This window comes from Streptomyces rishiriensis (assembly GCF_030815485.1).
GTDB lineage: Bacteria > Actinomycetota > Actinomycetes > Streptomycetales > Streptomycetaceae > Streptomyces > Streptomyces rishiriensis_A.
The window spans coordinates 3,633,471-3,646,479 of the sequence record NZ_JAUSWV010000002.1; the positions used below are offsets into that span (position 1 = coordinate 3,633,471).

A 13,009-nucleotide genomic window follows, 5' to 3' on the forward strand; every position below is an offset into this window, starting at 1 on the left:
CCACACGGACCCACACGGACCGACACAGACCGACAAAGGGTGCCCCCCGGCACCCCGTCCTTCATGCCCCCGGAAGCTACACGCTTGTTCGACGTTGCGCTCCCCCTACCGGCGAGAACTGCCCGGATCGCCGAAATTCCTCACCTTCGAGGGTCAGGGGCAATAAACGAACGGCCCCACCCCTGAGCAGGGGCGGGGCCGTCCACGGCGATTAAGACGATCAGCTGCCCGCGCCGTACGCGACCGCGAGGTACTGCGGATCACCGCTCGAGAGCGAGCCGTCGTCGGCGTACACCTCGGACATGAACAGGCGTCCCTGCGAGAAGAGGACCTCGGAGTACTCCGGGGACATGCTGGTCTCCAGGTCGTGCACCGCGTCGGTGGCCGGGTTCTCCAGCAGCTTGGTCTCCTTGAAGGAGCCTCCGGCGATGCTGACGACCTGGCCGCCCTTGTCGTACGGCGGCCTCTTGTAGGCGATCAGGTTGCTGCCGTCCATGCGCAGCGGGTAGATCGTGTAGCCGTCGCCGGCGTCCGCGCGCTGGCCGGTCTGCTTGCCGGTGGCCAGGTCGAAGGCGATGACCTCGTTGGTCCGGCTGTACTGGCCGGTGCCGTCGTGCTCCTCGGTCGGGACGTAGATCCGGTCGTTGCCGACAGCCAGCCCCGTGCAGGCCTCGATCCTGGTGATGCCCTCGCAGTCGGCGGCGTACTGGTCGCCCGGGACCGAGATGCGGGTGCGCAGCTTGCCGGTCTTGTTGTCGATGGAGAAGAAGTCCGAGATGCCGCTGCCGTCGCCGGCGCTGTCGCCCACGTCGGCGGCCACCACCAGGGGTTCGGTCGACACGACGGACGCGTAGTCGATGCCCGTGGCCAGCTTGTACTCGGAGATCACCTTGCCGGACACCGGGTCGATGGTCTGGATGTGCAGCTCGGGGTTGTCGTACGCGCCGCACTTGCGCACGGCCACCAGCTTCGGGCCGCCGCCGTAGCCGGCGTCGTAGCAGGTGTCGGCCGGTTTCGGCGACCACAGCACCTTGCCGGAGTCGATGTCGAAGGCGGCGCCGCCGTTGGTGCTGCCGAGAGCCACCGTATTCGCGCTGACCGTGACGTTGTTGAAACTGATCGGGTAGTCACCGGAGTTGACGGTCTTCTTCCACAGCTGCTTGCCCGCGGCGAGGTCGATCGCCGCGACCTGGTCGCAGCTCGCGGTGTCGGCCGTGCTCGCCTGGAAGGTGACCGCCGTGCGGTAGTCGTCGGTGGCGAACCTGCTGGCCTCGCACACCGGACCGGGCAGCGCAACCGACCAGAGCTTGGTGCCCTTGGCCAGGTCGTAGCCGGCGATCTCGTTGACGCCCGTCTTCACGTACGCCTTGTCGGTCAGCCAGGAGCCCTTGACGCCGACGCTGTCGTCCTTCTTGATCACGGGCATCGGGATCTTGAACAGGACGTCCGAGGCGGGGTCGGCCGGCACCTTCTCCTTGCCGCCGGAGGACGTGCCGCCGCCGGTGCCTCCCGTGCCGCCGGTGTCGCCACCGCCGCCGGTCGGGCCCGCGGGACCCGCCTCCTCCTTCTTGCCGCCGTCGCCGGACTTCGCGTACCAGACGCCGCCGCCGACGATCAGCGCGATCGCGACGACCGCCCCGACGATGATCGCCACCTGCGCGTTGAACTTCTTGCCGACGCCGGCGCCCGGTCCCTGTCCGGGGCCGCCGGCCTGCGGGTGCATGGGCATGGTGGGCTGACCGGGGTAGCCGTAACCCGGCTGAGCGACCGGGTATCCAGGCTGACCGGGCTGACCCGGGTAGCCGTAACCGGGCTGCTGGCCGTACGGCGGCGTCGGCTGGCCGTAGGGGCCCGGCTGCTGCGGCTGACCGTACGCGGCGGGCGCGGGCGCGCCCGGCTGGGCCGGGTAGCCGTAACCGGGAGCGGCGGCCGGGGGCTGCGGGGACACGGCCGGTCCGGCCGGCGCCTGCGGGTAGCCGTAGCCCGGCTGGGGCTGCTGCGGGGGCCCGGACGGCGCCGGCGGCGGAGGCGTCTGCGGAGGCTGGGGCGGCTGGGACTGCTGAGGCGGCTGGGCCGGGGCCTGGGGCGGCCGGCCCGGCTGGGGCGCCTGCGGGTAGCCGTAACCCGGTTCCGGCGCCTTCGCCAGGTCGGGGGCGGGAGGCCGCGGCGCGGCGTCCTGCGGCGCCGCGGCCTCGGGCACGGCGTCCTGCGGCGGCGTGTCCTGCGGCGGCGGGCCGAAGCCGCCCTGCTGCGGCTGCTGCGGGGGCTGGTTCGGCGGTGGGGGCGGCGGCTGGGTCATGGTGTGGATACCTCGGGAGGACGCTCGGAAGTCGGGCGGACGGGCGGGTACGTCGGCGGGGCGGAGAAGGCGGTGGGTCGCCTCACTTGCCGTAGGCGAGCATCAGCTTCTCCTTCGTGTCGTCGTTGCCCGTCAGCCGGGTGGTGGAGATGTAGAAGCGCCCGTCGACCCAGGCGAGGTCACGCGAGTAGAAGCCGTCCTCGAGCTCGGCCGTGCTCGCGGGCAGCTGCATCAGCGTCGTCGGCGTGTGGGCGGTCCCGGCCGCCGGGACGGCGACCACCCGGCCGGCCGCGTCGTACGACGGCTCCACGTACGCCACGAGGTTGCCGCCCTCGACCTTCACCGGGAGCATCGCCTCGTCGGTCGGCGACTTCACGCGCCACTTCTCCTTGCCGGTGGAGAGGTCGATCGCCACGATCTCGTTGGGACCGGTGGTCGACTCGGTCGGCAGGTAGAGCGTGTTCGCGTCGGATGCCGTGCCCGCGCAGCCCGTGAGGTTGCGCTGGAGGAAGCCGGAGTCGCACTCGGGCGCGAAGTCCTCGTCGAAGCCGACCTGCGAGCGGTAGCTGCCGTCCGGCTTGAACGTCGCGATGTTCCAGGTGTTCTTGTCCTTGTTGGTGCTGTACACCACCAGCGGGTCGACGGAGTACGTCTTCGCGACCGACCAGCCCTTGTCGAACTTCTGGGTCCATCTGACCTTGCCGGTCGCCGGATCCAGCTCCTGGAGCTCGTCGTGCTCGGTGGTCCCGGTCGCGTCGCAGGACGCCACCGCGATCAGCCGGGCCCCGCCCGCGAACGCCGTCGGGAAGCAGGAGTCGCCGTACTTCTGCTTGTCGTACAGCTTCTTGCCGGTACGGACGTCGTACGCCGTGCCGGACTGCGAGCGGCCCACCATCAGCGTGTTGCCGGCCAGCGACAGCTCGATGTCGATGGCGCTGTCGAACAGCGCGCCGTCCGCGACCACGCCCGTCCAGCCCTTGGCGCCGGTGCTCAGGTCGATCTGCTGGAGCTGGTTGCACTTGGCGCGGTCGCTGGTGCCGCTCATGTACGCCACGACGACCTTGTCGTCCGCCGTCTTCTGCGGGGTGACCGCGCAGATCTTCTGCGGCAGGGCGACGGTGTCCCAGGTGGGCTTGCCGTCGCCGACGTCGTACGCGACGACCTCCTTGTACGCGGCCTTCACGGCCGTCTTGGAGGTGACCCACATGCCGGGGGCGTCGGCGCCGGAGGCGGGGGCGTCGGGCGCCTCCTTGTACCAGAGCACCTTCGCCTCGCCGGCCTTGCGGTCCGCGTTGAAGTCCTCGGTGTCCGCGCCGCCGTCGCCGCTGCCGTCACCGGGGTTGACCGGTGCGCCGCTCGACGTGGCCTTGCCGTCGTCGCTCGGACCGGCGACCGGCTTCTTGCCGCCCTCGTCGTCGCCGTCGGTGACCGCGAACACCGTCCCGCCGATCACCAGCAGGGCCGCCACCGCGGCCCCCACCACCAGCGCGGGCCGCCCCTTGAAGGGGTTGCGTCCGCCGGGCGGGGTACCGGGAGCACCGGGCGCGCCGGGGAACTGGGGCGGCTGCGGATAGCCGTAACCGGGCTGCTGGCCGTAGGGCCCGCCCTGCTGACCGTACGGTCCCGGCTGGGCGTAGGGGCCCGCCTGCTGCGGCTGCCCGTACGGGCCGGGTTGCGGCGGCTGACCGTAGGGGGTCGCCTGCTGCGGCTGCCCGTACGGGCCGGGCTGCTGCGGATAGCCGTAGCCCGGCTGCGGCGGCTGGGCGGGCGGGCCCTGTGGCGGCTGCGGCGGCACCTGGGGCGCGCCGAAGCCGCCCTGCGGCGCCTGTGGCTGTTGCGGCTGGTCCTGCGGTGCTCCGAAACCGCCCTGCTGCGGCGGCTGATTCGGCGGCGTAGCCATCAGCGTTTTCCCCCCATGTCACTGGTTTCCAGCCACGCCCCCAGGTCAGTTACGCGCCCGGAGCCGTCTTCAGAAAGTTCTCAGACGGCTCTTTCTATCACCCGTGACGGACGGCTCCCGGGGCCCGTCCACCCCTGTTCCCAAGGGAGGACCGGCCCGTGATGCCGTCGTTATGCGCCTTCACGCACCCTTCACGCGTCCTCGGCGAGTTCCAGCCACCGCAGCTCCAGTTCCTCGCGCTCGCCCGCCAACCTCCGCAGTTCGGCGTCGAGTTCGGCGACCTTCTCGAAGTCGGTGGCGTTGTCGGCGATCTGGGCGTGCAGCTTGGACTCCTTCTCGGAGACCTTGTCCAACTGCCGCTCGATCTTCTGGAGTTCCTTCTTGGCGGCGCGCTGGTCGGCGGCGCTCCTCTCGGGCGCGGGCTTCGTGGCGGCGGCCGACGGGGCCGAGGCGGCCGCCGTCTCCTCCATGCGCTGCCGGCGCTCGATGTACTCGTCGATGCCGCGCGGGAGCATCCGCAGGGCGGCGTCGCCGAGGAGGGCGAAGACCCGGTCCGTGGTCCGCTCGACGAAGAACCGGTCGTGGGAGATGACGATCATCGAGCCGGGCCAGCCGTCGAGGAGGTCCTCGAGCTGGGTGAGGGTCTCGATGTCGAGGTCGTTGGTGGGCTCGTCGAGGAAGAGGACGTTGGGCTCGGCCATGAGCAGGCGCAGGATCTGCAGGCGGCGGCGCTCACCGCCCGACAGGTCCCCGACCGGCGTCCACTGCTTGTCCTTGTTGAAGCCGAACGTCTCGCACAGCTGCCCGGCGGTCATCTCGCGGCCCTTGCCGAGGTCGACGCGCTCCCGCACCTGCTGCACGGCCTCCAGGACCCGCAGCCCGGGGTCGAGTTCGCCGACCTCCTGGGAGAGGTAGGCGAGCTTGACGGTTTTGCCGACGACGACCCGGCCGGCCGCGGGCTGCACCTCGCCCTCGGTGCGGGCGGCCTCGGCCAGGGCCCGCAGCAGGGAGGTCTTGCCGGCACCGTTGACGCCGACGAGGCCGATGCGGTCGCCGGGGCCGAGGTGCCAGGTGATGTGCTTGAGCAGCACCTTGGGCCCGGCCTGGACGGTGACGTCCTCGAGGTCGAAGACGGTCCTGCCGAGGCGGGAGGACGCGAACTTCATCAGCTCGCTGCTGTCGCGGGGCGGCGGCACGTCCGCGATGAGCTCGTTGGCGGCCTCGACGCGGAACCGCGGCTTGGACGTCCGCGCGGGGGCGCCGCGGCGCAGCCAGGCGAGCTCCTTGCGGACCAGGTTCTGCCGCTTGGTCTCCTCGGTCGCGGCGATGCGCTCGCGCTCCGCGCGCGCGAAGACGTAGTCGGAGTAGCCGCCCTCGTACTCGTGGACGGCGCCGCGCTGCACGTCCCACATGCGGGTGCAGACCTGGTCGAGGAACCAGCGGTCGTGGGTGACGCAGACGAGCGCGGAGCGGCGCTCGCGCAGGTGCCGGGCCAGCCAGGAGATGCCCTCGACGTCGAGATGGTTGGTCGGCTCGTCCAGGACGACGAGGTCCTGCTCCTCGATCAGCAGCTTGGCGAGCGCGATACGGCGGCGCTCACCGCCGGAGAGCGGGCCGATGACGGTGTCCAGGCCCTGCGGGAAGCCGGGCAGGTCGAGCCCGCCGAAGAGTCCGGTGAGCACGTCACGGACCTTGGCGTTGCCGGCCCACTCGTGGTCCTCCATGTCCCGGATGACCTCGTGCCGGACGGTCGCGGTGGAGTCGAGCGAGTCGTGCTGGGTGAGCACGCCCAGCCGGGTCCCGCCGGAGTGCGTGACCCGGCCGGAGTCCGCCTCCTCCAGCTTGGCGAGCATGCGGATCAACGTGGTCTTCCCGTCGCCGTTGCGGCCGACGACGCCGATCCGGTCCCCTTCGGACACGCCGAGCGAGATGCCGTCGAGGAGCGCACGGGTCCCGTACACCTTGCTGACGTTCTCGACATTGACCAGATTGACGGCCATTTCTCTCCTGCCACGGGGGATGCTCGACCCTCCAGGGTAATCCGGCGGCGAGCGACGCCATCCAGCCCGTCCGGGGCCCCGGACGGCGGAGTCGCGGGACGCGGTCCGCACTGGCCGCAACCAGGGGTCCGGAAAACCTGTCCCCCGGGACCGGGCTACGGGCGTACGGAGTGCGCGAGGCAGGCTCGTGGGCGCCGTGCACGCCGGCCGCCCCCAGCGCGTCCGCGAGCGCTCACTCCCCCCGGTCCCGGCCGTCGGACGCCGCCGCGTCTTCGGCGGCGGCCGGTTGCACACCACCGGCGTGCGCCCCGTCGCGCGCCCCGTCGAGCGCCCCGTCGAGCGGCCCTTGCGGCCCGCCGTCACGCACGCCTTCCTCGTACCGCCACATCGCCCGCATGAGGTTGCCGTCCGGCCAGCCGTCGGGGTCCAGGGGCAGCAGCCGGCGCTCGGCCTCCACACAGCGCGGGTCACCGCGCAGCGCGAGCCCCCAGGCGGCGTGCACCCGGGTCTCGCGCAGTTCGTCGTCGCCGAGTCCGGCGAGCACGTCGGTGATGCCGGGCGCCTCCGCGCGGCAGCGCCCCAGCCAGGCCGCCGCCCGCACGCGCACGGCGGGATCGGGATCGCGTGCCAGCGCGTAGACGGTCGCCAACCTCTCGGGAGGCACGGGCGTGGGTCCGTATCGCAGCAGGTCGGGCACCTCCTCACGGACGCGAGGATCGGGATGGCCGGCGTACGAGAGGCCGACGGCCTCGCACTCCGCGGCCCGGTCGGCCGCCTCCCCGCCCTCGCTCAGCCCGGACAGCACCAGGGCGAGCACCTCGGGATCGCGTTCCTCGCGGGCCCAGGCGAGGAACACCTCGGACGCGGGCTTGTGGACCACGTCCGACGGCTGCATGCGGAATTCCCCGAACCCGATGACCAGACAGCGCAGCACGTCCGCGGCGAAGAGCCGGTGCAGCCGGTCCGGGTGATCGCGCAGCGCCTCGGCGGCCGCCCAGCTCCCGGCGTCCAGCCGGGCGGCGAGGAGGACCACCACGTCGGACCAGACGCCGTGGTCCCGGTCCGGGCGGGTGAAAGCACGCGCGAGCAGTTCGTCGAACGGCGTACGGATCCGGAAGCGCTCCTCGAGCCGGGTGAGGACGCCGGCGTGGCCGTCCCACACGGTCTGCCCGCCGAGCGTGTACCGGTCGTAACGGGAGGACCAGGACTCGTTGCGCACCCGCCCCCGCTCGACCGGCCCGGTCGCTCCCGTCCGGCGCCGCAGCTCGGTCTCGGGGTCCGCCCCGGCCCAGTACCGCGCACGGGCCAGCAGGTCGGCGCGCGCGTCGGCGTCGGGGCGCACGAGTTCCGGCAGCAGCGCGCCGGTCATCCAGGAGCAGCCGCCGTCCACCGCCCGGGTCAGCGCGGTGTCCCCTCCCGGCAGCCCGGGGTCCCCGCCCGGCACCCCGGTCAGCGGGAGCAGCGGATCGGCACCGGCTCCGATCAATGCCTCGGCGACCGGTTCGTCGTACGCCGCCACGGCCACGCAGAGCAGCGGAACGCCGTCGGCCGGGTCGCAGGCGTTCGCGTCGTCCACTCCGTCGAGCAGGCTGCGAACGGCTTCGACGTCCCCCCGCCGAACTGCCGCGACCAGCTCCGCCGTCCCCCTGCGCATGCCTCTCCCGCCCCCGGCGTCCCGATGGAACCGGCCGGGGGAGCCTAAGGGGCGCGGGGGCCCGGGGCAGCCGAATTACGGGCCGCCGACCGGATGACGAACCGGCAGCCGACGACGAGCCGGCAGCCGGGCTACGGCCGGTCGCCGACCACCGTCGCCCCCGGCGCCGGTCCCGACGCCACCCGCACGCTCCGGCAGGTGCCCGAGGTGCGCAGTGCCTGGGCGATCTCCGCCGCGGCGGCGGTGTCGCGGGCGAGGAAGGCGGTGGTCGGGCCCGAGCCCGAGACGAGGGCGGCGAGGGCGCCGGCCGCGCGCCCGGCGGCGAGGGCGTCGGCGAGTTCGGGGAACAGCGAAAGCGCGGCGGCCTGGAGGTCGTTGGAGACACCGGCCGCGAGGGCGTCCGGGTCACCCTCGGCGAGGGCGTCGAGGAGGGGCTGGGAGGCCACCGGCCCGGGGATGTCCCGGCCCTCCGCCAACCGGTCGAACTCCCGGAACACCGACGGGGTCGACAGCCCCCGTTCGGCCATCGCGAACACCCAGTGGAACGTGCCGCCGACCTCCAGGGCGGTCAGCTTCTCGCCGCGTCCGGTGCCCAGGGCCGCCCCGCCGACCAGACTGAACGGCACATCGCTGCCCAACCCGGCGCAGATTTCGAGGAGTTCGTCACGGGTGGCGCCGGTGCCCCACAGCGCGTCGCAGGCCAGCAGCGCGCCCGCGCCGTCGGCGCTGCCGCCCGCCATGCCCCCGGCGACGGGAATGTCCTTGGCGATGTGGAGGTGCACGTCGGGCGTACGGCCGTACCGCTCGGCCAGCGCGATCGCGGCCCGCGCCGCCAGGTTCGTGCGGTCCAGGGGGACCTGGCCGGCGTCCGGGCCCGCGCAGGTGACGCGGAGTCCGTCGGCCGGGGTCACCGTGACCTCGTCGTACAGGCCGACGGCGAGGAAGACGTTCGCCAGGTCGTGGAAGCCGTCCGCGCGGGCGGCGCCCACCGCGAGCTGCACGTTGACCTTGGCGGGCACCCGCACGGTGACACTCACTCGGAACACTCCTCGGACTGCTCGGACTGCTGGGAGGGACTGCTGGGACTGCTCGGCCCGGTCGGACGGCCCGGACGCGCGCGGATGGCTGTGACGGCTCGGACGGCTCGGACCACCCCGGGCTGCTCCGAAGGCTCCGACCACCCGGACCGCTCTGACTACTCGGCCTGCTCGGCCTGCTCGGGTAGCTTCTGCTCGGCGATGCGGGCGAACTCCTCGACCGTGAGGGCCTCGCCGCGCGCCTGCGGCGAGACGCCGGCCGCCACGAGTGCCTCCTCCGCCCGCGCCGCGGAGCCCGCCCATCCGGCGAGCGCGGCCCGAAGGGTCTTGCGCCGCTGGGCGAACGCCGCGTCGACGACGGCGAACACCTCGCGCCGCGACGCCGTGGTCCTGATCGGCTCGGCCCGCCGCACCAGCGACACCAGCCCGCTGTCCACGTTCGGCGCGGGCCAGAAGACCTTGCGTCCGATGGCGCCTGCCCGCTTGACCTCGGCGTACCAGTTGGCCTTGACGGACGGCACGCCGTACACCTTCGAGCCGGGCCCGGCGGCGAGCCGGTCGGCGACCTCCGACTGGACCATGACGAGGGTGCGCTCGATGCTCGGGAAGGTCTCCAGCATGTGCAGCAGCACGGGCACGGCCACGTTGTACGGCAGGTTCGCGACCAGCGCGGTCGGGGCGGGGCCGGGCAGTTCGGTCACCTGCATCGCGTCCCGGTGCACCAGTGCGAAGCGCTCCGCGCGCTCCGGCATGCGCGCCGCGATCGTCGCGGGGAGGGCGCCGGCCAGGACGTCGTCGATCTCGACGGCCGTGACCCGGTCGGCGGTCTCCAGCAACGCCAGGGTGAGGGAGCCGAGCCCGGGGCCGACCTCGACGACCACGTCGTCGGGCCGGACCTCCGCGGTGCGGACGATACGGCGGACCGTGTTCGCGTCGATCACGAAGTTCTGGCCGCGCTGCTTGGTGGGACGCACGCCGAGGACCGCCGCCAGCTCACGGATGTCGGCGGGGCCCAGGAGGGCGTCGGGGGCGGGGCTGGTACTCACGGGACAAGGGTACGGGGGCGCACGGACACCGTCCGCCGCCGCACCTCTCACCCGTGCAGCCGTGTCCCGCAGTGCGGCCAGGGACTGGCCCCGCGTCGCACGTACAGCTTCTTCGCGCGGAGCGTCTGTTCCGCCGCCGGGGCGTCCTGGGGCCGGCCGCTGCCGCCGAGGCTCTGCCAGGTACGGGTGTCGAACTGGTACAGCCCGCCGTACGTGCCCGAGGGGTCGACCGCGTTCGGCCGGCCGCCCGACTCACAGACCGCGAGGCCCTGCCAGTCCAGGCCGTCGGCGCCCCGCACGGAGGCCGGCAGCGGCTTCGTCCCGACCTTCACCACCTGATCGCGCGGTTCGCGCACGATCTCGTCGCGGATCCGCCGCGGTGTCTGCCGTACGCCGTTCACGGTGCGCAGGGAGTACGTGATCCGGCGCAGGCCGGGCCGGCCGGTCCGCTCCACCACCTCCGTGCCCTTGAACAGGGAGGAGTCCTCGGTACGGTGCACGTCGAACGGGATCGCCTCCTCCCGCACCTCCTTGGTGCCGGTGATCCGCAGCACGGTGACCGTCTGGCCGTCGCGCGGGAAGCTGCCGGGCGCGACGGACGTGGTGTCCTGGCCGTGCAGGGTGATCCCGGCCGCCGCCACCGCCTCGCGCACCGTCGCCGCGTTGGTGCGGATGGTGCGGGCCCGGCCGTCCGCCATGACCGTGACCGAGCGTTCGGTGCGTACGTCCAGCGCGAGCCCCGCGCGGCCGATCGGCTGGGAGCGCGGGACGGACATGTACGCGCCCTCCGCGCGCACCCCGAGTTGCTGGAGTGCCTCCTGCACGGTGTGCGCCGTCGTCCACACCTCGTGCCGGTGTCCGTCCAGGGTGAGCCGGACGGGCCGCCCGTAGTGCACCTCGATCTCGTCTCCGCTGCTGAGGGCGGTGCCGACGGCGGGCGCCACCACGTCGTGCGCGCCCACCCGCACGCCTTCCTCCGCCAGGAGTTCGCTCACCTCGTCGGCGAAGGTGTGCAGCGTGCGCGGCTTGCCGTCGACGGTCAGCTCGACCGCCTTGTCCTCGGCGACGAAGGCGGTGGTGCCGCCGGCCAGGAAGGCGACGACGAGCGCCTGCGGGACCAGTCGGCGGATCGTGGACTCCGGGCGCTCGGCGGAGCGTGTCCTGCGGCGGCGCGCGGCCCGCCCCTCCTCCCCCGCGTCCTGCCGCGGCAGCGGCGACAGCCGGGGCGCCGCCTGGCCGGTGAACCGGCCGGTCTCGGCGTACCCGGCGGTCCCGGGGAGCCGGCCGGTCTCGGCGTACGGGGCGGTCCCGGGGAGCTGGACCGGCTCGGCGAAGTGGACCGGCTCGGGGAGCTGAAGGGTCTCGGGGGGCGGGGGCGGCGGCTCGTACGTCTCGTACGCGGGCCGGTAGGTGTCGTCGTACGTCCCGGGCGCCGCGTACACGCCGTACGCGATCGTCTCGGCGTTGTGCAGGTCGACGTACGACCCGCCTCCGCCGTACGGCTCGTACTCGAAGTACTGCGAGTTGCTCACGCCGACACTCCAGGGGAGGGGTCCGGATCGGGCCCCCCAGAACCTAGCGGAGCGACGGTCACTCTCCAAAGTGGCGCGGCTACCGAGAGTTGTGTTCGACGGGTGTCGGACGTGCTCAATAGCCGAACGCGCGTGCGGTGTTGGCGGCCAGGGCGGTGGCCAGGGTGTCCTCGTCGATGTCCCGTACGGCGGCCATCGCGCGCACCGTGACCGGGATCAGGTAGGGGGCGTTGGGCCGTCCGCGGTAGGGCGCCGGGGTCAGGAACGGGGCGTCGGTCTCCACCAGGAGCAGCTCCAGCGGGGCCACGGCGACGGCGTCCCGGAGGTTCTGGGCGTTCTTGAAGGTGACGTTGCCGGCGAAGGACATGAAGTACCCGGCACGGGCGCAGATCTCGGCCATCTCGGCGTCGCCGGAGTAGCAGTGGAAGACGGTGCGCTCGGGGGCGCCCTCCTCCTTCAGGACGCGCAGCACGTCGGCGTGGGCGTCACGGTCGTGGATGACCAGGGCCTTGCCGTGCCGCTTGGCCATCTCGATGTGGGCGCGGAAGGAGTGCTCCTGCGCTTCCTTGCCCTCGGGGCCGGTGCGGAAGTGGTCGAGCCCCGTCTCCCCGACGCCCTTGACGTGCGGAAGCGCGGCGAGGCGGTCGATCTCGGCGAGCGCCTCGTCGAGCGCCCCGGCGCCGCCCGGCGTCCGCGCGCCCTGACGGGACCAGCCGTCGGGGTCTCCGTGCACGATGCGCGGCGCCTCGTTCGGGTGCAGGGCGACCGCGGCGTGCACACTGCCGTGGGCCGCCGCCGTCTCGGCCGCCCACCGGGAGCCCCGTACGTCGCAGCCGACCTGGACGACCGTCGTCACCCCGACCGACGCGGCTTTCGCGAGGGCCTCCTCCACCGTGCCCGACTGCATGTCGAGGTGGGTGTGGGAGTCGGCGACCGGCACCCCGAGGGGGGCCGGAAGCGGCGGCGCGGCGTTCTTGTCGGCGCTCTTGTCGGCGTTCGAAGGCATGCCCTGATCCTACGGAAGGACCTGCCGCGCCGAAGGGCCCGGGGAACCGCGCGAGCGGCCCCCGAAGGGCCCGCGGCCGGACCCGGCCCTCAGCCGGCCTTGCGGAACGGATGCAGCAGGTCGGAGAGATGCCAGTGGTGGTGCTCGGCAGGCCGGTCCCCGGCCCGCTCCTCGGTCGCCGTCCGCACCGGGGCGGCCGCCGTGGGCACGCTGCGCGGGCGGGACGCGTTCTGCACCGACGAGACCTGTCCCGCCCGCATGATGCGCACGACGTGCCCGTCGCAGTTCTGGCAGGCGGGGCGGCTCAGCGGCGACGGCACGATCCGCCCGTCCGCCACGTAGAGGACGAACTCGTGACCGTCGGCGTTCGTGTGGTGCTCTATCTCGTAGGCCTGCTCCCAGCCGTGTCCGCAGCGCATGCAGGCGAAGGAGTACGACTCGTTGACGACGGCGCTCGCGCCGCCGCGGAGGCCGGTCTGCCCTGTGATCTCACTCATGACCGCTCCCGTGGTCCGCCGGTGGGACTCCTGAAGCC

9 protein-coding genes are annotated in these 13,009 nt (G+C 73.1%); all 9 read right to left on the bottom strand.

What is annotated here, in order from left to right:
- Positions 1–220 precede the first annotated feature (220 nt).
- Entirely contained in the window at positions 221–2,299 is a 2,079-nt protein-coding gene (locus QF030_RS18545) for an outer membrane protein assembly factor BamB family protein (protein ID WP_307163788.1), read from the bottom strand.
- Between the two features lie 82 nt (positions 2,300–2,381).
- Positions 2,382–4,199 (bottom strand): outer membrane protein assembly factor BamB family protein, encoded by a 1,818-nt coding sequence (locus QF030_RS18550; RefSeq protein ID WP_307163789.1) that lies wholly within the window; start codon positions 4,197–4,199, stop codon positions 2,382–2,384.
- A gap of 191 nt (positions 4,200–4,390) precedes the next feature.
- Positions 4,391–6,199, bottom strand: coding sequence for an ABC-F family ATP-binding cassette domain-containing protein (locus QF030_RS18555; protein WP_307163790.1), 1,809 nt, complete (start codon positions 6,197–6,199; stop codon positions 4,391–4,393).
- A gap of 232 nt (positions 6,200–6,431) precedes the next feature.
- A complete protein-coding gene (locus tag QF030_RS18560) occupies positions 6,432–7,853 on the bottom strand; it encodes a HEAT repeat domain-containing protein (RefSeq protein WP_307163791.1) in 1,422 nt (473 codons plus the stop codon).
- A 131-nt stretch (positions 7,854–7,984) separates the two neighbouring features.
- Complete coding sequence (locus QF030_RS18565) at positions 7,985–8,890, bottom strand: 4-(cytidine 5'-diphospho)-2-C-methyl-D-erythritol kinase (RefSeq protein ID WP_307163792.1); 906 nt, start codon at positions 8,888–8,890, stop codon at positions 7,985–7,987.
- Positions 8,891–9,048: 158 nt separating this feature from the next.
- Positions 9,049–9,936, bottom strand: a complete 888-nt coding sequence (gene rsmA, locus QF030_RS18570) for a 16S rRNA (adenine(1518)-N(6)/adenine(1519)-N(6))-dimethyltransferase RsmA (RefSeq protein ID WP_307163793.1) — start codon at positions 9,934–9,936, stop codon at positions 9,049–9,051.
- Positions 9,937–9,983: 47 nt separating this feature from the next.
- On the bottom strand, positions 9,984–11,468 hold the full coding sequence (locus QF030_RS18575) for a resuscitation-promoting factor (protein WP_307163794.1): 1,485 nt from the start codon (positions 11,466–11,468) through the stop codon (positions 9,984–9,986).
- A gap of 115 nt (positions 11,469–11,583) precedes the next feature.
- Positions 11,584–12,474, bottom strand: a complete 891-nt coding sequence (locus tag QF030_RS18580; protein WP_307163795.1) for a TatD family hydrolase — start codon at positions 12,472–12,474, stop codon at positions 11,584–11,586.
- Between the two features lie 89 nt (positions 12,475–12,563).
- Positions 12,564–12,971: a hypothetical protein gene (locus tag QF030_RS18585; RefSeq protein ID WP_307163796.1), complete on the bottom strand. Its 408-nt coding sequence runs from the start codon at positions 12,969–12,971 to the stop codon at positions 12,564–12,566.
- Positions 12,972–13,009: the final 38 nt, after the last annotated feature.

Coding starts and splice junctions, on each gene's coding strand:
- QF030_RS18545 (WP_307163788.1), bottom strand. CDS start 2,299: ATGACCCAGCCGCCGCCCCCACCGCCGAACCAGCCCCCGCAGCAGCCG.
- QF030_RS18550 (WP_307163789.1), bottom strand. CDS start 4,199: ATGGCTACGCCGCCGAATCAGCCGCCGCAGCAGGGCGGTTTCGGAGCA.
- QF030_RS18555 (WP_307163790.1), bottom strand. CDS start 6,199: ATGGCCGTCAATCTGGTCAATGTCGAGAACGTCAGCAAGGTGTACGGG.
- QF030_RS18560 (WP_307163791.1), bottom strand. CDS start 7,853: ATGCGCAGGGGGACGGCGGAGCTGGTCGCGGCAGTTCGGCGGGGGGAC.
- QF030_RS18580 (WP_307163795.1), bottom strand. CDS start 12,474: ATGCCTTCGAACGCCGACAAGAGCGCCGACAAGAACGCCGCGCCGCCG.
- QF030_RS18585 (WP_307163796.1), bottom strand. CDS start 12,971: ATGAGTGAGATCACAGGGCAGACCGGCCTCCGCGGCGGCGCGAGCGCC.